The 20,722-nt window shown below is 50.3% G+C and carries 21 protein-coding genes and 3 pseudogenes; 16 read left to right on the top strand and 8 right to left on the bottom strand.

What is annotated here, in order from left to right:
- From N0M98_RS22260 to N0M98_RS33930, 3 genes and pseudogenes are all read right to left on the bottom strand, one after another.
- Nucleotides 1–164, bottom strand: a pseudogene (locus tag N0M98_RS22260) (IS256 family transposase); the annotation flags it as partial.
- A gap of 44 nt (nucleotides 165–208) precedes the next feature.
- Nucleotides 209–589, bottom strand: a complete 381-nt coding sequence (locus tag N0M98_RS22255; protein ID WP_259619197.1) for a hypothetical protein — start codon at nucleotides 587–589, stop codon at nucleotides 209–211.
- Between the two features lie 239 nt (nucleotides 590–828).
- Nucleotides 829–1,038 (bottom strand): annotated as a pseudogene (locus N0M98_RS33930) (recombinase family protein); the annotation flags it as partial.
- Between N0M98_RS33930 and N0M98_RS22250 the strand changes: the two are divergent.
- Nucleotides 1,024–1,188 carry a hypothetical protein gene (locus N0M98_RS22250; RefSeq protein ID WP_259619196.1) on the top strand — a complete coding sequence of 55 codons (165 nt, stop codon included), beginning with the start codon at nucleotides 1,024–1,026 and terminating at the stop codon, nucleotides 1,186–1,188. The pseudogene N0M98_RS33930 and the gene N0M98_RS22250 overlap by 15 nt on opposite strands.
- Before the next feature lie 67 nt (nucleotides 1,189–1,255).
- The gene (locus N0M98_RS22245) at nucleotides 1,256–1,957 is read left to right on the top strand and encodes a hypothetical protein (RefSeq protein ID WP_259619195.1); all 702 of its coding nucleotides are present in this window, start codon (nucleotides 1,256–1,258) and stop codon (nucleotides 1,955–1,957) included.
- On the opposite strand, the gene N0M98_RS22240 is transcribed toward N0M98_RS22245, so the two are convergent.
- The 5 genes from N0M98_RS22240 to N0M98_RS22220 all read right to left on the bottom strand — a co-directional run bounded on the left by N0M98_RS22240 (nucleotide 1,947) and on the right by N0M98_RS22220 (nucleotide 3,726).
- A complete protein-coding gene (locus N0M98_RS22240; protein WP_259619194.1) occupies nucleotides 1,947–2,084 on the bottom strand; it encodes a hypothetical protein in 138 nt (45 codons plus the stop codon). The genes N0M98_RS22245 and N0M98_RS22240 overlap by 11 nt on opposite strands.
- Nucleotides 2,085–2,182: 98 nt before the next feature.
- Complete coding sequence (locus tag N0M98_RS22235; RefSeq protein WP_259619193.1) at nucleotides 2,183–2,485, bottom strand: hypothetical protein; 303 nt, start codon at nucleotides 2,483–2,485, stop codon at nucleotides 2,183–2,185.
- 19 nt (nucleotides 2,486–2,504) lie between these two features.
- On the bottom strand, nucleotides 2,505–2,852 hold the full coding sequence (locus N0M98_RS22230) for a hypothetical protein (RefSeq protein ID WP_259619192.1): 348 nt from the start codon (nucleotides 2,850–2,852) through the stop codon (nucleotides 2,505–2,507).
- Between the two features lie 27 nt (nucleotides 2,853–2,879).
- Entirely contained in the window at nucleotides 2,880–3,233 is a 354-nt protein-coding gene (locus tag N0M98_RS22225) for a transposase (RefSeq protein ID WP_259619191.1), read from the bottom strand.
- Between the two features lie 94 nt (nucleotides 3,234–3,327).
- Entirely contained in the window at nucleotides 3,328–3,726 is a 399-nt protein-coding gene (locus tag N0M98_RS22220) for a hypothetical protein (RefSeq protein WP_259619190.1), read from the bottom strand.
- A gap of 227 nt (nucleotides 3,727–3,953) precedes the next feature.
- Here N0M98_RS22220 and N0M98_RS22215 point away from each other — a divergent pair.
- From N0M98_RS22215 to N0M98_RS22150, 14 genes and pseudogenes are all read left to right on the top strand, one after another.
- Nucleotides 3,954–4,117, top strand: a pseudogene (locus N0M98_RS22215) (RNA polymerase subunit sigma-70); the annotation flags it as partial.
- 165 nt (nucleotides 4,118–4,282) lie between these two features.
- The gene (locus N0M98_RS22210) at nucleotides 4,283–5,638 is read left to right on the top strand and encodes a purple acid phosphatase family protein (protein ID WP_259619189.1); all 1,356 of its coding nucleotides are present in this window, start codon (nucleotides 4,283–4,285) and stop codon (nucleotides 5,636–5,638) included.
- Nucleotides 5,639–5,791: 153 nt separating this feature from the next.
- Nucleotides 5,792–8,128 (top strand): helix-turn-helix domain-containing protein, encoded by a 2,337-nt coding sequence (locus tag N0M98_RS22205; protein WP_259619188.1) that lies wholly within the window; start codon nucleotides 5,792–5,794, stop codon nucleotides 8,126–8,128.
- 211 nt (nucleotides 8,129–8,339) lie between these two features.
- Nucleotides 8,340–9,251 (top strand): ABC transporter permease, encoded by a 912-nt coding sequence (locus N0M98_RS22200; protein WP_249864614.1) that lies wholly within the window; start codon nucleotides 8,340–8,342, stop codon nucleotides 9,249–9,251.
- Between the two features lie 18 nt (nucleotides 9,252–9,269).
- Nucleotides 9,270–10,163 carry a carbohydrate ABC transporter permease gene (locus N0M98_RS22195; RefSeq protein ID WP_259619187.1) on the top strand — a complete coding sequence of 298 codons (894 nt, stop codon included), beginning with the start codon at nucleotides 9,270–9,272 and terminating at the stop codon, nucleotides 10,161–10,163.
- Nucleotides 10,164–10,197: 34 nt separating this feature from the next.
- Nucleotides 10,198–11,814, top strand: a complete 1,617-nt coding sequence (locus N0M98_RS22190; RefSeq protein ID WP_259619186.1) for an extracellular solute-binding protein — start codon at nucleotides 10,198–10,200, stop codon at nucleotides 11,812–11,814.
- A 13-nt stretch (nucleotides 11,815–11,827) separates the two neighbouring features.
- Complete coding sequence (locus tag N0M98_RS22185; RefSeq protein ID WP_259619185.1) at nucleotides 11,828–12,922, top strand: Gfo/Idh/MocA family protein; 1,095 nt, start codon at nucleotides 11,828–11,830, stop codon at nucleotides 12,920–12,922.
- A complete protein-coding gene (locus N0M98_RS22180) occupies nucleotides 12,919–13,908 on the top strand; it encodes a Gfo/Idh/MocA family protein (RefSeq protein ID WP_259619184.1) in 990 nt (329 codons plus the stop codon). The genes N0M98_RS22185 and N0M98_RS22180 overlap by 4 nt, the downstream gene beginning before the upstream one ends.
- Complete coding sequence (locus N0M98_RS22175) at nucleotides 13,905–14,888, top strand: Gfo/Idh/MocA family protein (RefSeq protein WP_259619183.1); 984 nt, start codon at nucleotides 13,905–13,907, stop codon at nucleotides 14,886–14,888. The genes N0M98_RS22180 and N0M98_RS22175 overlap by 4 nt, the downstream gene beginning before the upstream one ends.
- 60 nt (nucleotides 14,889–14,948) lie before the next feature.
- Nucleotides 14,949–16,028 (top strand): Gfo/Idh/MocA family protein, encoded by a 1,080-nt coding sequence (locus tag N0M98_RS22170; protein ID WP_259619182.1) that lies wholly within the window; start codon nucleotides 14,949–14,951, stop codon nucleotides 16,026–16,028.
- Between the two features lie 46 nt (nucleotides 16,029–16,074).
- Entirely contained in the window at nucleotides 16,075–17,217 is a 1,143-nt protein-coding gene (locus N0M98_RS22165; RefSeq protein WP_259619181.1) for a Gfo/Idh/MocA family protein, read from the top strand.
- The gene (locus N0M98_RS22160; protein ID WP_259619180.1) at nucleotides 17,210–18,193 is read left to right on the top strand and encodes a Gfo/Idh/MocA family protein; all 984 of its coding nucleotides are present in this window, start codon (nucleotides 17,210–17,212) and stop codon (nucleotides 18,191–18,193) included. Before N0M98_RS22165 ends, N0M98_RS22160 begins: the two co-directional genes overlap by 8 nt.
- Before the next feature lie 330 nt (nucleotides 18,194–18,523).
- Nucleotides 18,524–19,609, top strand: coding sequence for a putative 2-aminoethylphosphonate ABC transporter substrate-binding protein (locus N0M98_RS22155; RefSeq protein ID WP_259619179.1), 1,086 nt, complete (start codon nucleotides 18,524–18,526; stop codon nucleotides 19,607–19,609).
- A gap of 32 nt (nucleotides 19,610–19,641) precedes the next feature.
- Nucleotides 19,642–20,715, top strand: a complete 1,074-nt coding sequence (locus tag N0M98_RS22150; RefSeq protein WP_259619201.1) for a putative 2-aminoethylphosphonate ABC transporter ATP-binding protein — start codon at nucleotides 19,642–19,644, stop codon at nucleotides 20,713–20,715.
- Nucleotides 20,716–20,722: the final 7 nt, after the last annotated feature.

The following is a 20,722-nucleotide window of genomic DNA, read 5'->3' as shown; positions in this document are numbered from 1 at the left end:
ACGTCATGCTTGGCGTAGCCAAGATCAGTTTCCAATTCTGCTTCCAGCATTTCTTGGAGAGTCTCCGCAAAAAGATCTTTTAGCGTTTTCTGGACATCTTCGACAGTCTTCAAATTATTCTCTTTGATGAATTGGCGGAGTTGATCTTTTGGTAGTAATTTCATGATGTGTTCTCCTCTCAACCCTTATGGGTTCTATTGTAATAGATTTAGGTTTGAGAGTTTACACAAACTATTTTACAGTCCCTAAGTGGCTTGTTCTTGGATGCCGGATCATCCGTTTTACGATACAACTCTAGAACGGATTGCACCTTCGGGATAAGATTGACCAAGGCATTTTCTCTATCTTCGTCATTTCTGAGCTCATGCTTCATAGTCTCGATTGCTTCTTTCACAGCATTGTGTCGATGGGCGAGGAGCTGTGACCTCTCCAAGTAAACCTCTACAGTATAAACACCCCGTTCAAGAAAGTCATGTAAACTTCCTTTTTGCTTCTCCAGTTCGACAAGTTCTCGCTCCAACGATTTGAGGGATGAACGCTTAGCTTCCAACGACACATTGGGGTAAGGGAAGAATTCTTTTGTTCCCATAGTAACGTGTATTCCGAAATCCACTGTTCCAGACTGTCAACGAGTCTATCTTCTACAAACGTAAAGCGGGTTGACTTATTAACACAAAACTGATTATGGCATTTGAGATGGGCCGGTTGATGAGTATAAGGCCGCATAATCATGGACGATCCGCGATATCCACATTTTATAAGTCCTGCCAGCGGATTAGAGATACCGTTCTCTAATTGATAAGGCACATGGTACTTTCTCTTTAGAATATCCTGAGCCCTTCGAAATAGGTCATCATCGATCAACGCCTCATGTTTTCCATCGACATCGATCCATTCCTCCTTGGGCCGAGTCCCCGTATCCCGGCGCTTGCCCGGCTCCACAGATTTCTTTTGTTCTTTTTTCCCCCACTGAAGCCTACCTGTATATACTTCATTTTTAATGATAGTCAGCGGATGGTAGGTATGGCAGTTAAACAACAAGCGGCACTTGATGCAGGTGTAGCTCTGACGATCATTAATACGTGGATCGATCCATCTTGGGAAGCAACGGTTGATCAAGGACAAAAGGATTATTTGCACTGGCTGGCGAATGAGTTACGGAAGGCTTCTGACCAAGCAGAAGAGTAGGGAGAACCTCATTTAGTTATTGCCAATTTTAATGATTGGTGAATAAAATGTAGGTAGGGGGTTTGAAATGGAAAACTTAGTTAGTACGATCATGTTTGTGTTACCTGGGTTCATGATGTATTTTTGGGTTCAGACAATGGGTATCAATCCAGTTGTAAAGCATTCAACAATAGAGTTTGGGGCCTTATCAGCTTTAGCTTGGTTTCCAGTGGCTTTTACCTCATTAGAAATTATGAAGCTTTGTCACTGGTCAATTAGAACATTGGACGACCTAAAGAGTGCAGCCATAAATGTATCGTTTCTTATGGAGTTTTTAGTTATTAGCGTTATCGTGAGTTTTATTCTTAGTATCATTTATGCCAAATGGCTATACACAGCGCAGTCATGGGCTGTAAACAAGATAAGGATTTCAATAAATAAAGCTAAGTTATCCAATTCCCCCTCTGTATGGGAGGAAGTTTTTCTTAATCACGAAACCCAAGTTGTTGGTATAGCCAAGCTGGGTTCAAAAATACCCGACATTATAGGCTGCATAGAAAAAGTATCGAGACCATTCGAACAGAAAAGAGGATTCAAACTGATTTATGTTGAACATTGTACAAAAATAGTGCAGCAATATAATGTGCCAATCAGTAGCGTCTTTACAGATATTGATTCTGGGGTCAACGTGTTTATTTATGACCTTGATGCGTATAATGAATCTGATGCTAATTATAGAGAAGAAGGATGTCCCGATATGGACATCCTAGATAAAATAATCATCTCTTAATCGGCGGTGCAGTGACTGTAGGTTTTTCAGCGGAGCGTTCTTGTGACATTTGCGGCGGCGCTGTGACAGGAGGCTTGTTAACAGAATCTGTCATTGCGACTAAATTGGATTTTTTAGTACCTTTCACGTATTGTTCTCCTTTCTTGCCGAATGTTGTTTTGGTGACGCAATGAATATTCGACAAGAAAGTGGAAATTTCCTTTTTATGTATTAATATTGAAGCCCTTAATCCGCGAAGGAAAGAGGGCTTTTTCTTTTTTTATATTTACCATGCAGGTAGGCAGCATGGTCTGGTTTTAATTCAATCTTTATATACGGAGAATTTAATGTATTTTTTAAATACGCCCGCAACTTATCATCACCTTGATCCCTAAATTCATTCGTTAGATCTACCCGTCGACTATTAGAAAAATGATAAGCAACTTTACCTGAGATGAAAAATACGTCATCTAATTCCGTGTGTCTGCTTACTGTATGTTCTTTAAACTTCTGGCTTACTTTATCGAGGTTATCTTTGTAGACTGGCATCAAAATTCTCCTCCCCTAATCATTTACTCGCCAATATCAACCCTTCTCGATCCTCAATGATAGCTTTGCCTGATGATTTATCCCAACCCAGTATGGCTGTCAGTGGGTTTCTGGCTACAGGCTTATTGTCCTCTTTTGGAAACATAGTCGTCTTCACGGTCCCATTAAACTTACCGTCAGTAGCAGTTCGTAGTTCGTAATCAGTAATGAATTCGAACCATGAAGTTCCACTGAAGTTTTCTTGCATATATGTTTTGAGTGATTCCTTTCCTTCGTCCACGATCTGGCTTGAAACCACAGATACTGGTTCTGATTTGTTTTCTTGGCAACCTGCAATAATTAATAATACTAAAGCTATTGCGATCATAGTTTTATTTCCAACCAGACCTGTTGATTAACCAGAAATTGTAATACAAGTCATCCTGCCAGAGGTATACTGAAGCAGGCGATTCAGTCGCACCACCCACTCAATCGGTAACTTACATAGACCAAATAAGCGTGAAAATTGAACAAATGAAAGCCTGGCATGGCGGGGCATTTTTAAGGAAAGTGCATCGAATGACCATTTGAGCAGGACATAGACCATGAGAGCGCTAAACAATTGGCCATATACCGCATTTTCGGTTGTGCCAAATAGGGTAGTTAGGTTCATATGCTGTTTGATCCAGCGAAAAAAGACCTCAATCCGCCAGCGAGCTTTATATATCTGTGCAATTTGCTCCGCCGTCACATGCATTAAATCGGTCACGACTCGGATTTCACGGCCTTCGAAGTCCTAAAAAATGACGACGCGATGGCGCTTTTTCAAACGACATTGCGGAGTGCCCAGTTGACAGGTGATGTCACGTAGCCCATGGCAAGCGGGTTTTGCCTACGGTCACTGTGGTCGAATCAATGAGTAGCAGTTCCTTCGGGAAAGCCAACTTTCGCCGGATTTCTCGATTATACTTCCGGACGAGCAAATGAAAAATCTCCTTAAATACGGCAAACGGAACTTCAGCCGCTTTACTTGAAAATCGTGAATAATGAACTTCCACCAGGCCACTGAGGGAAGCGCGATCAGAACCAGCACGGTGGCTGGGCCATTCTTCATAGGCTGCTGTGCACCAATATTGCAACAATTGATACACTGTAAATTTACGAGCTTTATCTGCGTACCCTGATCGGTTGACGATGGATTCGACTTCTTCCGGCGTCAATATCGATTGAAGAATAGACAGGATCGTGGTAGACTTTTTCATGGAGTCGTCACCTTTCGGTTTGTTTGTAGGGGTACAAACAGTTTACCGGGTTGACGGCTTTTTTTCTACCATTTTGTGGTTATTCAACAGACGTGATTTCCAACGAAAACTTGTTCCCCCCTCCGATCTTGTACCCGATAAAAAAACATTACCATAGATCGGTATTCCCAAGCAATAACCATTGTGTATACCACTTCCAAAACTCACACAGATAAAAAGTTAGTGTTAATGAGATTACGCTCATCGATATTCTCGGCACGGAAGCTGACGATGTCGTAGATGAAGTACAGCTGAAAATCAAAAAAAACAAAATATGTAAAAAATGGATATTCTGGATGATCAAGAGGAGGAAGTCGTCGTCGGCCGTTTCGGACTCGAGCATGGCAGGGAGAGGGAACACCCCCATGTGAACGGGATAAGCCTATGTTTAAGCAATGATCCCCCTACTATTCCAATGAAAATATGCTATAAAATGATCGAGATAGAGGGTATTTGGATTCAATTCCGGCATGAAATGATCACGCTTTCAAATTCGTCATGGAGGTAAATGAACACAATGGCAGTAAAAAAGCGAATGCGAAGCTCTAAAGCCCGCACGATTCTTTTCATGAGCCTGCTGGTTGCCGCAGTACCTTGCATGAATGTCTCGCTGGCCGAACCGCTTGCGGCCAAGACTTCGGAAGCCGATATGTACAAGCCCGCGCCTATCCCGGATCGGATTATTCTGAACTGGAATGGCGATCCTGCTACCACTCAAGCCGTCACATGGCGTACGGATGTGAGCATCACCGCGCCCCAAGCGCAAATTGCCGTAGCCGAGGACAGTACCGCTTTCAAGGACAAGGCGGTAACGATTATGGCCGTCAGCAGCAGTGAAGTACAGGGAAATCAGCCCTATACGGCCAAATTCCATACGGTCCGCTTCGAGCATCTCATCCCGAACACCAAATACGTTTACCGTGTGGGGGATGGCGTGAACTGGAGCGAATGGTTCGAGTTCTCCACAGCTTCCGACAAGGCTGAGCCGTTCTCTTTCCTCTACATCGGAGATATTCAACACGATATTCTTGAGCACGGTTCCCGCGTCATCCGCCGGGCTTATTCCGATCACCCCGAGGCGAAATTCATTATCCATGCCGGCGACTTGGTCGATCGGGGGGATGCGGATGAGCAGTGGGGCGAATGGTTTAAAGCCGGCGGCTGGATAAACGGTATGGTTCCCAGTATTGCGACTCCCGGCAACCATGAATACGAGAGGATCGAACCAGGCGCGAAAAAAGGTCTCTCGCCGTATTGGCGTCCGCAGTTCGCCCTGCCGGAGAACGGTCCCGCAGGCTTAGAGGAAACCGTCTATTATACCGACTATCAAGGCATGCGCATCATCTCGCTCAATACGAATACGAAGTTTGTGAAATTGGACACGCAGGCGGCATGGCTCGAACAGGTGCTGGCCAACAACCCGAATCAATGGACGGTCCTGACGTTCCATCATCCGATCTTCGCCAACTCTCCGGACCGGGACAACGCCGAAGTCCGTGAAAAGCTGCTCCCGCTTATCGAAAAATACAATGTGGATTTAGTGCTTCAAGGCCATGATCACAGCTACGCCCGCGGCCATATCGACAATCTTACGCCGGGAACAAACGGTCAGAGCGCAGGGAGCGGCACCGTATTTGTCGTCTCTTTTGCCGGTACTCATATGAAAGAGCTTTCCGATAAAAATTGGACAGATAACGGAGCTCAAGTGGATCACTCCCTAGCGAACACTCAGCTGTACCAGATCATCCGAGTGGACGGAGGCGTAATGAAATACGAAGCGCATACCGCTACCGGCAGCTTGTTTGACGGCTTTGAGATCCATAAGTCACCAAGCGGGGAAAAGCAGATCTCTCCGTTATTGTCCTCCCCGTGAACCTGTCCAGAACATGAAACCAAATAGAGAACGAAACTTCCATCGGAGGGCGCAAGCCCTCTTTTCCTTCACTCCCCCGTCATCCGATACAGGATTTCCCGCCGCTTCGTCGAATGTAGTTACGTAGAACTCGAAATGGCGGTGAACAACTTTATGAAACTGCTTTCATTCACCTACCCAAGCAGAAAACGTTCCATCCGGTTTTACAAATATTTTTTGTCTTATGTCATATTGCTGGTGGCCATCTTGTTTATTGTCGGTACGGTGGTGTACGGCAACTTTATTACGACGCTGCAGAATGAAGTGGAAGCTTCGACGGTAAGCAGCCTGGCGCAAATTCGCGACATTACCGATACCCGCATCAGGGAAATGGAAAAAATATCGCTGCAAATCTCCTCCAATCCCGACCTCACCCCCTTTAAAGTGTCCGAAGAAGGTTACTCGTCCTATAAGGCCATCAAGGAGCTGGGCAAATACCGGTCCAGCAATTCTTTGATTTACGATATCGCTTTGATTTATACGTCGCGGGATACGGGGAACTTGTACGCTGCCAGCGGTGTTTTTAACTATGCCTCGTTTTTCGGTCATTTTTACCAATATGAGACATGGAGCGAAAAGCAGTTTTTCGAGCTGCTGGATACGCTGACGATGCCGGTGATGAGGCCGGCGGAAACGGTCAAAATCAACGGCGTCGATTCCAAAAAGCTGGTGACCTACATATGCCCTTTGCCGATCAATCAAGGCAAGCCTTACGGGGCCGTCATGTTTCTTATCGAGGAATCCAAAATGAGGGCCATACTGGATAACGTTGTAAACAAGCATTCGGGATATATGTACATAATGGATAAAAATAATGAACCGCTTGTATCCGCGGGCTTCAGTACACAAGGGCAGACGACGGCCGAACAGCTGTTTGCCGCCATAGGCGCCGAATCGCTGCAAGGACAAGTGAACCAGCTGCGCAGCCGTTACGGCGATTATTCGATCATCCGGCTTACCTCCGATTACAATATGTGGACTTATGTCGCGGCCATTCCTACGGAAAATTTTTTGGGTAAAGTGCTTGCCGGCAGAAGGGTTTTTAACTATACGGTATTGTCGTTATTTGTGATCGGGATGCTGGCTTCCTTTTTGTTGGCGAGCAAAAATTACCGTTCCTTGCGTGCCATCGTTCAACGAATCGCCGACCGCAAGGCGGTGAAGGAAATGGCGGACAACATGGATGAGATCGCCTATTTGTCCCAGGCGTTCGACAAGGTGATTTCGGAAAAGGAAGGGCTGCTGAAGCAGCTTGGGAACAAAAGCGAGCTGATGAAAGAACGCATATTGATCTCGCTGCTGAAAGGCAAACAGGATGTCCGGCACCATATGCCGGAGATGCTGAGCATCTCGGGACTCGTTTTCGAACACCCGGCGTTTGTCGTGCTCCTGTTCGGAATTGACGATTTTCAGCGCTTCCGCTCGGAGAACAGCCTTTCCTTGCAAAATCTGTTTAAGTTCAGCATTATCAATATTGCCGAAGAGTTATCCCTGGAAGCGGGAATCGGGTACGGGGTCGACTTGATCGACGATCGCGGCGTCGTGCTTGTGTTAAATTATTGCGCGGCGGACGGAGAACGGGCGATGCTGACGGAGCTTGCGGAAAACATTAAACGTTTTTACAAACAAAATTATAAATTTTCGCTGACGGTAGGGATCGGGGGGATCGTCCATGATCTGTCTATGCTGGCCCGTTCTTACGAACAAGCGAATAAGGCGATAGCCTACCGGTTTATTAAAGGCAGCGATCAGGTGATTTATTATGACGACATCGATTTTGAAAGCCCTTACAGCGATTATTATCCATGGGAGCTGGAGGAGCAGCTTATAAAAGCGCTGAAAGCAGGCAAAGCGGAGGAAGCTCAAGCGCTTGTTTCCCGCATTTTTGACGAAATTTCCGGTCGTTCCTTATCGCTCGAATCCGCCAAGTATGTCTGCTCCGGCATCGTTCATAAAATGATCGGCATGATGGACGAGCTGAATTACAAAATAAGCGAATACTTGCGCGAGCATCTGGAAACGATTCTCGTTCAGGATTTCGAAACGCTGGAGATGGCAAGACGAATATTGAGCCAAGCTTGCCGGCAAATATGCGAGCATATTTCTCAGCACAAGGAAAGCAAAAATTTCATTTTAAGCGATAAAATCATTGCATATATCCAAGAAAATTATAACGACAACAGCCTGTCGCAGGAATCGATTGCCGGCCGGTTCAACCTATCGCCTTCTTATGTATCCCGTTATGTGAAAGATCAGACCGGGGAAACGCTGAAACAGCATATCGATAGGCTGCGGATGGAGGAAGCCAAAAAATGGCTGGCCCACAGCGAGCTGACCGTCCGGCATATTGTCGAGCGCGTGGGTTACGTGGATGAAACTAATTTTATCCGAAAATTCAAAAAACAGGAAGGGATTACTCCTATCCAGTACCGGAAAACCTTCCATCTGTAACAAATTGCATAGGAAAGTGCAGAAATGCCGATGCCCCGCCCGGATGCGGCGCGGGCCGCTTGTAATGACATGCCGATGCTTGACACGGATTGCAGATAGACTAAAGCGTGTCCGCTGAACTATAGTCAATCTCATCGGGACATGCTGCCGGCGGACGATGCCCTGAGCCGCATTTGCGATGATTGGATGAAGGGAGGGGGAGGAAGCATTGATGACGAAGACTCCATGGCTCAAAGCGATGCATAGAAACTGGGATTTATATATGCTTGTTTTTCCGGTCGTGCTGTACTTCATCGTATTTCACTACATTCCTATGTACGGGGTGCAAATTGCCTTCAAAGATTTTATCGCCACGAAAGGCATTGCCGGCAGCCCATGGGTGGGCTTCAAGCATTTTGCGCGATTTTTCGATTCTTATTACGCTTGGCGGCTAATCCGCAACACGCTCGGGCTCAGCTTGTATCAGCTCGCCGTAACGTTTCCGGTTCCGATTATTTTGGCGCTGCTTATTAACGAAATAAGAAACCGCCGGTTCAGAAGGATTTTGCAAACGGTTACATATGCGCCGCATTTTTTGTCCACCGTCGTGCTTGTCGGGTTGATTTTGACCTTCTTGTCGCCGAAAAACGGAATGATCAATCTCATTATCGCCGCTTTTGGCGGAGAACCGATTTATTTTATGACGGAAGAAGGATGGTTCAAAACGATTTATGTACTTTCCGATGTTTGGCAAAACACCGGATGGGCCTCGATTATTTACTTGGCCGCATTGGCCGGAATCGACCCGCAGCTTTATGAAGCGGCGGTCATGGACGGAGCAGGCAGGCTGAAACGGATGATCCATATTACGATTCCATGCCTCATGCCCACGGCTACCATTTTGCTAATATTGAATTTCGGACATGTCATGAGCGTCGGGTTTGAGAAGGTCTACTTGATGCAGAACAATTTGAACCTGGAAACCTCCGAGGTAATTTCTACCTATGTGTACAAAAACGGCCTGGTCGGAGCGCAATACAGCTTCACAGCGGCGATCGGCTTGTTCAACTCGGCGGTTAATTTTGCGATGCTGCTCATCGTGAACGGCATCTCCAAAAGGGTGAGCCAAACCAGCTTATGGTAAAAGGAGGTGCGGCGACGCATGGATTTGGGAGCAAGGGAAGGCTGGGGAGACCGCCTGTTTAACGCCGTTAATCTGGCCGTACTATCGGTCATTCTGGTCGCGGTGCTGTATCCGCTTATTTTCGTCATCAGCGCTTCCATTAGCGATCCGATGCTGGTGCTGCAAGGGAAAGTATGGCTGTGGCCCAAAGCTTTGTCGTTTGAAGCGTACCACCGCGTATTTCAAAATGGGGACATCCTCATCGGGTACCGGAATACGATCCTATACACGCTGGCCGGCACGTTCATCAATATCGTTTTGACGGTAGCCGGCGCTTACCCGCTGGCGCGTAAAGATTTTGTCGGCCGCAACGTGCTCATGGCGCTGTTCACCTTTACGATGTTTTTTAGCGGAGGGATTATTCCTACGTATTTGGTCGTGAAGAGCTTAGGTATTGTGAACACATTCTGGGTCATGGTGCTGCCGAATGCGGTATCGGTCTTTAATTTGATTATTATGCGCACCTTTTTTCACAATTCAATCCCGATCGAGCTTCAGGAATCCGCTTTTATGGACGGAGCCTCAAACCTTCGTATCCTATGGAATATTGTGCTGCCGTTGTCCAAGCCCGTCATTGCGGTGTTGATCCTATACTATGCGGTCGGGCACTGGAATTCGTTTTTTAATGCGCTGATCTATTTGTCCGACCGGGCGAGATACCCGCTGCAGCTCATATTGCGGGAACTGCTGATTCAAAACCAGATGGAGCAGATGCTGTCCGGCGATTCCGAATCGATGGTTCAGCAGATGATGATAGCCGAGGGTTTGAAATATGCGATTATTATCGTATCGAGCCTGCCTGTCTTAATCATGTACCCTTTTTTGCAAAAGTATTTTGAAAAGGGCATGATGATCGGGGCGATCAAAGGTTAACGCCTATTACTAAACAAGCCGGGAGGGATTCGCAATGAAATGGAATACATGGGCAGCACTGCTTTCGGTTGCCGCTATGTCGGCAGGCGCTTTAGCGGGCTGCAGCGACGCCAAGGAATCGGCATCCCAAGACGGGCCGCCGTCGCAGCCTCCGATCAACGCCGCCGGGTTTCCTGTCGTTAACGCTCCGATCACCATTAAAATGATGGGCGCCAAAGGACCGCTGCATGCCGAATGGAACGATATGCTGGTGTTTAAGGAATATGAGAAAATGACCAACATCAAGGTAGAGTTTGAGGCGGTACCGCAAAACGGTTATGTGGAAAAAAGAAATGTGAAGATCGCCGGTGGAGATCTGCCCGACGCCTTTTACCGCGCTCAGTTCACGCCGGCGGATGAAGTCAACTACGGCTCGCAGGGCATCCTCATTCCTCTCAACGATCTGATCGACAACTATGCGCCGAACCTGAAGGCGATTTTTGAAAAATATCCGGATGTGAAGCAGAGCATTACCGCACCCGACGGCAACATCTATACTTTGCCGCAGTTGAATGACCAACTGGCGCCGCGATTGTCGAGAAAAATTTGGATTAATAAAAAATGGCTCGATCAGTTGGGCATGTCCGTACCGACCACGACGGAAGAGTTCTACAACGTGCTTAAAGCGTTCAGGGATAACGATTTGAACAACAACGGCAAGAAAGACGAGCTTCCATGGACAGGGGACAACCAGTTCGATATTTTGACGAACATAAGAGGCTCATGGGGAATGGGGACGACCGGCAGCATCGGGAAGTCGTTCGTGGATAAAGGTCCGGACGGGAAGGTGCGCTTTTTCGCAACCGATCCTAAATATAAGGAGCTGCTGGAATATTTGAACAAGCTGTACAAGGAAGGGCTGATCGATAAGGACGTATTCACCCAAGAGGTGCCGCAGTTCAGCGCCAAATTGACGCAAGGGGTCGCAGGCTCTTTCTCGGCCAGCAACGTCAATCAGGCGGGCTCCAAATATATGGACGACTTCGTTCCGCTTCCCGCGCTGAAGGGACCTTACGGCGACCAGTTGGTCTCCACGGTTGTGCCGATGACCCAGAACCAGGGCACCTTTGCCATAACCAATAAAAATAAATACCCGGAGGCGACGATGCGGTGGGTAGATTATTTTTACGGGGAAGAAGGCGTCAAGTTTTTGCGGATGGGTATTGAAGGAGTGACTTACGAGAAATTGCCTGACGGAGACATCCAATATAAGGAAAATATACGCGCCAACCCGCAGATGTCGCTAGATCAGGCGGCCGGACAATTTTCTCCGTGGCCCGGCGGGAACATTCCGCAATTCGTCCAGATGAAATACGACAAGACGGGCAACACCTTCCCGTCGTCCCTGGAGTCGGCCAAACTGCTGGGTCCGTATATTCCGAAGGAGATTTGGCCTAATTTCCTGTTTACGAAGGATGAGCAGGATCAGCTGAACTCGCTGAACAACGACATCATTACGTACGTTCAGGAGCAGCAGATCAAATTTGTTACCGGCGCGGTATCGCTGAACAACTGGGACCAGTACGTAAGCTCCATCAAAAAGATGGGCGTCGACAAGCTGCTGGACATCTACGGCGCGGCATACGAGCGTTATAAGAAAAATGGAAAGTGAGGATGTTGAGCTTATGTCCAAAACATTAAAGCTGGGGATAATCGGCTGCGGCGGGATTGCCGTCAACAAGCATTTGCCCGCATTGTCCAAAATCACAACCGCCGAGCTGGCCGCATTTTGCGATGTGTTCCAAGGCAGCGCACAAAAAGCGGCCGATCAATACGGAGCGCCCGGCAGCGCCGTCTACACGGATTACAGGGAGCTGCTCGCCGATCCGTCCATCGACGTCGTGCATGTATGCACAAGCAATGACAGTCATGCCGAGCTTTCGATCGCCGCTCTGCGCGCAGGCAAGCATGTCATGTGCGAGAAGCCGATGGCCAGGACGGCCGCGGAGGCGGCGCAAATGCTGGAGGTTGCCCGGCAAACGGGGAAAAAGCTGACGATCGGCTACAATAACCGGTTTCGGGCCGACAGCCAGCAGCTATTTACAATTTGCCGCAACGGCAGCTTGGGGGACATTTATTTTGCCAAGGCGCATGCGGTTCGCCGCCGGGGGGTTCCGGCGCGGGGCGTGTTTCTGGATAAAGAAAAGCAGGGCGGCGGACCGCTGATCGACATCGGCACGCATGCGCTTGATTTGACTTTATGGCTGATGGATAATTACAAGCCGCGGATGGTTGTCGGAACGGCTTATCACCGGCTGTCGCAAATGGAGGAAACGGCAAGGAGCGGTGGATGGGACCCCAGCCTCTTTACGGTGGAGGATTCCGCCTTCGGCATGATCGTGATGGAGAACGGAGCGACGGTCATGCTGGAATCGAGCTGGGCGTTAAATATACGGCAGGAGGGTGCGGCTAAGGTGACGTTATGCGGCAGCAAGGGCGGAGCCGATATGTGGGACGGTCTATGGATCAACGGGGAAAGCGAAGGCAGGCTGTACGATCAGCATATTCATCTGGACGGCGCGGGCACGCCCTTCAGCCAGGTTCGCAGCAAGGCGATCGAATTGGAGATGAAGCTGTGGATCGACAGTATTTTGTCCGATCGGGAACCCGCCGTCAAACCGGAGCAAGCTTTGGTCGTGTCGCAAATATTGGAGGCGGTGTATGAATCCGCGGAGACCGGCAAAGCCGTTTATTTCAACGAAGGGGAGCGGATGGGATGAAAGCGGCTTTAATAGGCGATGGGCAGATTGGACTGTCCTATGCGCGAAGCTTGAGCAAACTGCGCGATACTGCTTGTTGGGCGGGATTATGCGGCGTGACGGACGGAGAGGCGATTCGGCTGGCGGAAGCGGCCGGCTCCCCCGTATTCCGGACTTATGAGGAGATGATGGAGCTCGCGGCCCCGGATATCGTATGCGTGTGTATGCCGCCGCATATGCAACAGGAATACGTGCTGAAGTCCATCGAACGGGGAAAGCATGTTTTCTGCGAAGCGCCGCCTGCCGTCGATGCGGATTGGCTGAAGCCGGCGTTTCAAGCCGCCGAAGCCAAGGGCGTATGTTTTTTGGCAGGCCAGGCCGAGAGATTCGCGCCGTATTTCCGGGATATGAAAAGCAAATTGGACAAAGGAGCTATCGGAGCCCCGGGAGTCGTTCATATTCAGCGCTCCGCTCCTTATCCGGCGGAAGCGGGGGATCGCCATGCCGATGCCGGCGCGATTCGGGACGGAGTCATCAGCCGATGGCTGCCCAAGGACATATTCCTGCTGCGATGGATGCTGGGAGAGATCAATACGGTCTACGCTCTGAACCCGCGCGCTCCGGGCGTGGATTATGCGCTCGTGACGCTGCGGTTTGCAAGCGGGGCGATCGCCAATATAGCGGAATATTGGGGCGATGCGGAGCGTTACCGTTACAGAATAGAGCTGGCAGGTTCCGAAGGCGTTATCCGTTACGACAGCAACAACACGGCCAGCATTGAAGTGAAGCGGCGGAACGAAGCAGGAGACTCGATCGAGACCGATAGTCCATCGGTGCGCAGCCCGTATGACGAGCAGCTGGCTGACGTATTGCGCTGCATCGCAGAGAACTTGCCGCCGATTGTCGCAACGGAGGATATTGTGACGGCGATGAACATTGCGGAGGCAGCGTGCATATCGCTGGAAACCGGAATGCCGGTCCATCTGAATGGAGGCGAGCGGATATGAACAAGCTGAAGGTCGGGATGATCGGACTCGCCCATACGCATGGGGAATCGTTTTTGAAAGCGCTGGAACGCAATCCGCATGCGGAAATAGCGGGCATCTCGGATGAGAACAAAGCGTACGCAGAGCCGTTCGATCGGAGGTACCCCTATTTTGAAGACTACAGGGAATTGCTGCGGACGGACATCGAAGCCGTTTTTATTTGCTCGGAAAATATACGCCATGCCCCTCTGACGCTGGCCGCAGCCAAAGCCAGGAAGCATGTGTTTTGCGAAAAGCCGTTGGGCGTTTCCAAGGAAGACATGCAGGCTATGGTGGAGGCGTGCAAAGAAAACGGAGTGCAGCTGATGACGGCGTTTACGAACCGGTATTCCCAGGCTGTCGTTCAAGCGAAGGAAGTGATCGACAGCGGAGGGATCGGCAAAGTGCTGGCCGTCAAGTGCACCAACAAGGGCGGTTTGCCTAGACGGGACTGGTTTACGGATCGCCGTCTGTCCGGAGGCGGGGCGATGCTCGACCACTCGGTCCATGTCATCGACATTTTAAATTGGATATTGCGTTCAAGGGTCGTTCAGGTTTATGCGGAATCGGGTACGTTGTTCCACGATATTCCGATTGACGATATGGGCATGATTCATTTCAAATACGCAAACGGCGTTGTCGGGGTGCTGGATACGAGCTGGTCGCGGGTGAAGGCGTTTCCGATGAAAAGGGATTTGACTTTGGAATTTATCGGGACCGGGGGAACGATTGCCGTCGACGTTCGCAATATGATCAATGAAGTATACAGCAATTCCGCAGGCAGCGCGGCGTGGAGCGATTGGAGCGATAATTTGAGCGAGCTGATCGTCGCCGATTTCGTCGGCTGCATTTTGACAGGGCGGCCGGTGCCGATCACCGGCGACGACGGAATGAATTCGGCTGTCGTTGCGCTGGCCGCTTACGAATCGTCCCGGCTCGGGAAGCCCGTCGATTTGCCGTAAATTCAGCCGCCGGCTCAGGCGGTTTATCCAAGAGCACCGTCACAGAGGAGGTTTCATGCCATGGGAGAAGAGCTGCGAGTCGGCATTATCGGCTGCGGAGGGATTGCAACTGCGAAGCATATGCCGAGTCTGGCCAAATTGCCACAAGTCCGTCTGGCCGCCTTCGCCAACCGAACGGAGGATAAGGCCTGTCAGGCCGCTCGCACGTTCGGGGCGGCCGATGCCAAAGTATATACGGATTACCGCCGTCTGCTCGAGGATCGCACGGTTGACGTCGTTCACGTTTGTACCGCCAACGATTCGCATGCGGAGATCGCGATAGCGGCGTTGGAGGCAGGCAAGCACGTCATGTGCGAGAAGCCGATGGCCAGAACAACGGCCGATGCGAAGCGAATGGTCGAGGCGGCCAAACGCTCGGGCAAGAAGCTGACGATCAGCTATAACAACCGCTATCGTCCCGATTCGCAATATTTGTATCAGATGTGCCGCAGCGGCGATTTGGGGCATATTTATATGGCCCAAGCCCATGCGCTGCGCCGCCGGGGCGTCCCGACATGGGGCGCGTTCCTCGATAAGGAGACGCAGGGCGGCGGACCGCTGATCGATATCGGCACCCATGCATTGGACCTGGCGCTATGGCTGATGGACAACTATAAGCCCCGAACGGTGCTGGGCAGCGCGTTTCATCAGCTCGGCAAACAGGCGAATGCGGCTAACCCTTACGGATCGTGGGACCCCGCACAATTCACCGTTGAAGACTCCGCGCTGGCGATGATTACGATGGAGAACGGCGCTACCGTGACTCTGGAGGCCAGCTGGGCGTTAAACATCGTCCGCGAAGGAACGGCGAAGGTCACCTTATGCGGAACCCAAGCCGGCGCCGATATGTGGGACGGATTGACGATCAACGGCGAGAAATACGGAAGACTGTATACGACGCAAATTCATCTTCAGCCGAAGGGAATTCCGTTCTATCAAACCCATGAAGAAAGTCCGGCGGAACTGGAGGCGCGGCTGTGGATCGAAGCGATCCTCAGCGGCGGCGAGCCGGTCGTCAAACCGGAGCAGGCGCTGGTCGTACAGGAAATACTGGAGGCGATTTACGCTTCGGCGGAAACCGGGCAAGCCGTGTCGTTATGACCGGCCGGAGCCGGGTCTGCACAAACTGAAGCTTAGGAGGCGGATTATGATCAACATAGCGATGATCGGAGCCGGCGCAACCGGGAAGCGGTATGCGCAGCATCTGTCGGCAACGGGGCAAGCCAGAGTCGCCGGCATCTGCGGCGAGAACGGCGAAGCGGCCGCGGAGCTGGCGGAGCAATGCGGATGCCGCGTTTTCTCAGCGTTTGAAGCGCTGATTGAATCGTTGCCGCCGGGCTCCGTACTTGTCTTTACGGGCGCTTCGGATAGCCGACGACGGAACATACTTCATGCGCTGGAGACGGGCTATCATGTAATAACCGAAATGCCGGCAGCTTTCCGGCCGGAGGAGCTTCAGGAGATGCTCGCGGCCCGGACGTCCCGAAGCCGATTGTTATTCACAAATCCGGGGCGATTTGCTCATCACAATACGGATCTGCGGAAGCGAATCGCAGCCGGGACCATCGGCAGCCTCGGGGTGATCAACGTGAAGCGCTATTGCCCGTTGACGTTGATACCGGAAGATCAAGAACAGCGGCGGCATGCCTGCCGTTCTCATGCGTTCGAGCCGGGCTTAACCGAGGCGGCATGGGCAAGCGGGATTCGTTGGACAGGCGGACTGCGGGAGGATCAGGGCGAGGAGCGGGCGGGAGGCGCATTGTATCGGCTGGCTCTGCAGGATATCGATATTCTCCGCTGGATTGCCGGAGAAGCGGCATCGGTATATGCCATGCGGACGGCCTCGGAACGGCTCGACTATATCCTGGCGACTATCAAGTTTCGGAACGGAGCGATTGCGAATCTGGAAGCGTATTGGGGCTATCCCGGAGATTACGCCTCAGCCGCCGAATATGCCGGTTCGGGAGGCGTGATCCGTTACGATAGCCGCAAAACGGACGCACTGCATCTGTATAAATATGCGGAGGCGGAGGTACATCCGGGACATCGCGGATTCAGCCCATCGTTCCGCAATCCGGAATATGCCGATCTTCTTCATTTGCTGGACTGCATTAAGGAAGGCAGGGAGCCGGTGACGGCTGCGGAGGATGCGCTTGAAACGATGAATTTGGCATGGGCGGCCTCTCAATCCATACGTACCGGACTGCCGGTAGAGCCGGTATCGTGCGTACCCGCTGATGCTTCAAGCGCGAGCAGCGGCGGCCGGAGAGGGGGCGGGGACAATGCGTAGTTTGAGGATAGGAATGATCAGCTTTGCTCACCTGCATGCCGTCAGCTACTTGCAGGCATTGATGCAGCGCAATGACATAGAGCTGATCGGCATCGCCGACGAAAACAAGGAGCGGGTAGAGCCGTTTATTCGGCAGTACGGTCTGCCTTACTATGCGGATTATCGCGAGCTGCTGGCAAGCGACGCCGATGCGGTCATTATTAGCTCCGAAAACTCCAGGCACGCAGAGCTGACGATAGAGGCGGCGAAACAAAAAAAGCATGTATTATGCGAAAAGCCTTTAGGTATTTCCGTGGAGGAAATGCGCAGGATGATCGAAGCGTGCAAGGAAAACGGCGTGCAGCTCATGACATCGTTTCCCAACCGTTATATTCCCATGGTGATTGAGGCAAAACAAGCTATCGAACGGGGAGAGATCGGCCGGGTAGCGGCTGTTAAAGCTACGAATAAAGGGGAAATGATAGGCGGTTGGTTCAACGACCGGGCGTTGTCGGGAGGCGGTTCGATTATCGACCATACAGTGCATGTCATGGATTTATTGAACTGGATGCTTCGTTCCAAGGCGGTAGAAGTATATGCGGAAGCAGGTAGCTTGTTCCATGGCGTCGATATCGACGATGCAGGAATGGTCCACGTTAAATTCGCCAACGGAGTGATTGCCGCCCTCGATGCGAGCTGGTCGCGAACCCGCGCATTTCCGTATAAACGGGATTTGACGATGGAAATCGTCGGAACCGACGGTGTGATCTCGATCGATTATTTTGCCCAAATCAACGAAATATACAGTGAAGCGGGCGGTTATGCGGAGTGGAGCTATTGGGGCGATAATAAAGATGAACTGCTGATTGACGATTTTATTACCTGCTTACAAGAAGGAAGACCTGTTTCGATTACCGGGGAGGACGGGTACCGTTCAACGGTAATTGCGCTGGCCGCCTATGAATCGATTCGCCTCAAAAAGCCGGTGAAGCTTTAAAAGCGTGGTGAAAAAAGAGCGTAGGGGCCATTTGAATCTGGAAAAGCGTAAGCGTTCGCCTTTGTCCTCCGATTTCAATATCAGTCCCGGATAAAAAGCTGCATAGATCGCGATAGGTCGCAACCATACGGTGCTTACACTGTATGGTTTTTTTCATGGATAAGCATGTGAGTTTACGTAAAATAAATACAACAAATAACAACAATTATACAGAACAATCAACAAAATTAATCATTTGTTTACATAGAAATGACGCTCCGTTAACAAAACTGGAGTACAGTTAAGTTGAAAAGAAAATGACATTAAGCCAAGAAAAGGGAGATATCGTCCATGAAAAAAGTAGTTAAGTTTTCTGTTGCAGTAACATTATTGGCATCGCTTCTTGTGGGATGCGGCACCAACAAAACCACAACATCGGGCAAACCGGGAGAGGCGGACGCAGGACAAGCGGCAGTCAATAATAAAGAACTGACGATTTATACGGCGCTGGAGGATGACCAAATCAAATCGTATTTGGAAACGTTCAAGAAAGCCCACTCCGATCTTAAAATCAATATCGTTCGCGACTCCACCGGCGTAATTACCGCCAAATTACTGGCCGAGAAAGACAATCCGCAGGCCGATGTCGTCTGGGGTACGGCTGCAACCAGTCTGCTTGTGCTGAATCAAAACAGTATGCTGGAGCCTTATGCGCCAAAAGGGGTGGAACGCGTCGTTCCAGAGTTTAAAGATACGGCGAATCCGCCGGCTTGGGTCGGTATCGATGCTTGGGAGACGGCATTCGTCGTAAATACCAAGGAGATGGAAAAACGCAATCTGCCTATCCCGCAATCATATGAGGATCTGGTGAAGCCGGAGTATAAAGGGTTAATTACGATGCCGAATCCGGCCGCCTCGGGCACAGGCTTCCTGACCGTCAGCGCGCTGGTGCAATTAATGGGTAAAGACAAAGCCTGGACGTTTATGGACAAGCTGCACGACAATATCGGCATGTATACGCAATCCGGCTCCAAACCTTCCAAGATGGCGGGCACCGGCGAATACCCGATCGGGATTTCTTTCGGCTATCGCGGTATTACCGAGAAGAAAGGCGGGGCTCCCGTTCAAGTCGTCTTCCCTAAAGAAGGCTCCGGCTGGGATGTGGAAGCCAACGGACTCATTAAGAAGAAGGCGCTCAAGCCGATTGCCAAGGAATTCCTCGATTGGGCGATCAGCGAAGATGCCATGAAGGAGTATAACAAAAACTATGCGATTCTCAGCGTAAAGAGCGACAGCAACCAAATTCCTGAAGGCTACGAGAAAGATCCGGTGAAACAGTTGATTAAAAACGACTTGAATTCGATGGCCAAAGAACGCGACGGCATTCTTAACGAATGGCAAAAACGTTACGACTCGAAGAGCGAAGGTAAAAAGTAATCCGTTTAGCCGCAAATGAGAGGTAGGACATGATGTCAGACTATTTGAAGATCAATCAGGTAAGCAAATCGTTCGGTACATTTGATGCTCTAAAACAAATCCACATCGGCATCCGAAAAGGAGAGTTCGTTTGCCTTCTGGGACCGAGCGGCTGCGGTAAGACGACGCTGCTCCGAATCCTGGCCGGACTGGAATCGCCCGATTCCGGTTCGGTCGTTATGAACGGGAAGGATATGACTTATGTATCCCCCGCCAACCGCAAATTCGGCATCGTATTCCAATCGTACGCCTTGTTTCCCAATCTGTCGGCATATGAGAATATTGCCTACGGTTTGAAGGGAAAAGGAATGACCAAGCGGGAGATTCACGGGAAAGTGGAGGAAATGCTGGAGATGGTCGGTCTTAGCCAGGCCAGAGACCGCTATCCTTCCCAGCTTTCCGGCGGTCAGCAGCAGCGTATTGCGTTGGCGAGAGCTATCGCGTTATCACCGGATATGCTGTTGCTCGATGAGCCGTTATCTGCGTTAGACGCCAAGGTGCGCCATAAGCTGCGGCAGGAAATATGCGATCTGCAGAAAAGGCTTGGCATTACGACGGTCATGGTCACTCATGACCAGGAAGAAGCGCTCACGATGGCCGACCGGATCATTGTCATGAATCATGCCGAAGTCATTCAGATCGGCACGCCGGAGGATATTTATGATCGGCCGAGGACGCCTTTTGTCGCCGATTTTATCGGGACTATGAATTTTATCCATCGGCAAGCGGACCCGAGAAGCGAACTCAAGAATGAATGTTTGTTATCGGTGCGGCCTGAACATATCCGAATCGTATCGAAGCCTATGGAGGGCGGCATTCATGTCGTTCTGAAATTTATTGAATTTCGCGGTTCGTTTTACCGGATTACGGTGCAGACTGTGCTGAACAGCCATCGAATCGACGCAGGACAAGCGCTCAAGATCGATGTGCCGGTTGAAGAATTCCGCCATTTGAAGCTGAATCAAGGCGACAAATTCATGGTCGTTATTCCGGAAGAAAGCCTGATTATGTTCCAAGATCAAGTGAAGCTGGACATGGAGCCGCTGGAAACGGCGGCAAGTAAATGAGGAGTAC

Source organism: Paenibacillus doosanensis (assembly GCF_025060755.1).
Classification (GTDB): Bacteria; Bacillota; Bacilli; order Paenibacillales; family NBRC-103111; genus Paenibacillus_S; species Paenibacillus_S doosanensis.
Note: the sequence above shows the minus strand (reverse complement) of the source record. Positions and strands in the feature narration are given on the sequence as shown.

Excerpts from the sequence above, each read along its gene's own strand:
- N0M98_RS22255 (WP_259619197.1), bottom strand. The coding sequence starts at position 589 with ATGGGAACAAAAGAATTCTTCCCTTACCCCAATGTGTCGTTGGAAGCT.
- N0M98_RS22250 (WP_259619196.1), top strand. The coding sequence starts at position 1,024 with ATGGCAGTTAAACAACAAGCGGCACTTGATGCAGGTGTAGCTCTGACG.
- N0M98_RS22245 (WP_259619195.1), top strand. The coding sequence starts at position 1,256 with ATGGAAAACTTAGTTAGTACGATCATGTTTGTGTTACCTGGGTTCATG.
- N0M98_RS22235 (WP_259619193.1), bottom strand. The coding sequence starts at position 2,485 with ATGCCAGTCTACAAAGATAACCTCGATAAAGTAAGCCAGAAGTTTAAA.
- N0M98_RS22230 (WP_259619192.1), bottom strand. The coding sequence starts at position 2,852 with ATGATCGCAATAGCTTTAGTATTATTAATTATTGCAGGTTGCCAAGAA.
- N0M98_RS22220 (WP_259619190.1), bottom strand. The coding sequence starts at position 3,726 with ATGAAAAAGTCTACCACGATCCTGTCTATTCTTCAATCGATATTGACG.
- N0M98_RS22210 (WP_259619189.1), top strand. The coding sequence starts at position 4,283 with ATGGCAGTAAAAAAGCGAATGCGAAGCTCTAAAGCCCGCACGATTCTT.
- N0M98_RS22205 (WP_259619188.1), top strand. The coding sequence starts at position 5,792 with ATGAAACTGCTTTCATTCACCTACCCAAGCAGAAAACGTTCCATCCGG.
- N0M98_RS22200 (WP_249864614.1), top strand. The coding sequence starts at position 8,340 with ATGACGAAGACTCCATGGCTCAAAGCGATGCATAGAAACTGGGATTTA.
- N0M98_RS22195 (WP_259619187.1), top strand. The coding sequence starts at position 9,270 with ATGGATTTGGGAGCAAGGGAAGGCTGGGGAGACCGCCTGTTTAACGCC.
- N0M98_RS22190 (WP_259619186.1), top strand. The coding sequence starts at position 10,198 with ATGAAATGGAATACATGGGCAGCACTGCTTTCGGTTGCCGCTATGTCG.
- N0M98_RS22185 (WP_259619185.1), top strand. The coding sequence starts at position 11,828 with ATGTCCAAAACATTAAAGCTGGGGATAATCGGCTGCGGCGGGATTGCC.
- N0M98_RS22180 (WP_259619184.1), top strand. The coding sequence starts at position 12,919 with ATGAAAGCGGCTTTAATAGGCGATGGGCAGATTGGACTGTCCTATGCG.
- N0M98_RS22175 (WP_259619183.1), top strand. The coding sequence starts at position 13,905 with ATGAACAAGCTGAAGGTCGGGATGATCGGACTCGCCCATACGCATGGG.
- N0M98_RS22170 (WP_259619182.1), top strand. The coding sequence starts at position 14,949 with ATGGGAGAAGAGCTGCGAGTCGGCATTATCGGCTGCGGAGGGATTGCA.
- N0M98_RS22165 (WP_259619181.1), top strand. The coding sequence starts at position 16,075 with ATGATCAACATAGCGATGATCGGAGCCGGCGCAACCGGGAAGCGGTAT.
- N0M98_RS22160 (WP_259619180.1), top strand. The coding sequence starts at position 17,210 with ATGCGTAGTTTGAGGATAGGAATGATCAGCTTTGCTCACCTGCATGCC.
- N0M98_RS22155 (WP_259619179.1), top strand. The coding sequence starts at position 18,524 with ATGAAAAAAGTAGTTAAGTTTTCTGTTGCAGTAACATTATTGGCATCG.
- N0M98_RS22150 (WP_259619201.1), top strand. The coding sequence starts at position 19,642 with ATGTCAGACTATTTGAAGATCAATCAGGTAAGCAAATCGTTCGGTACA.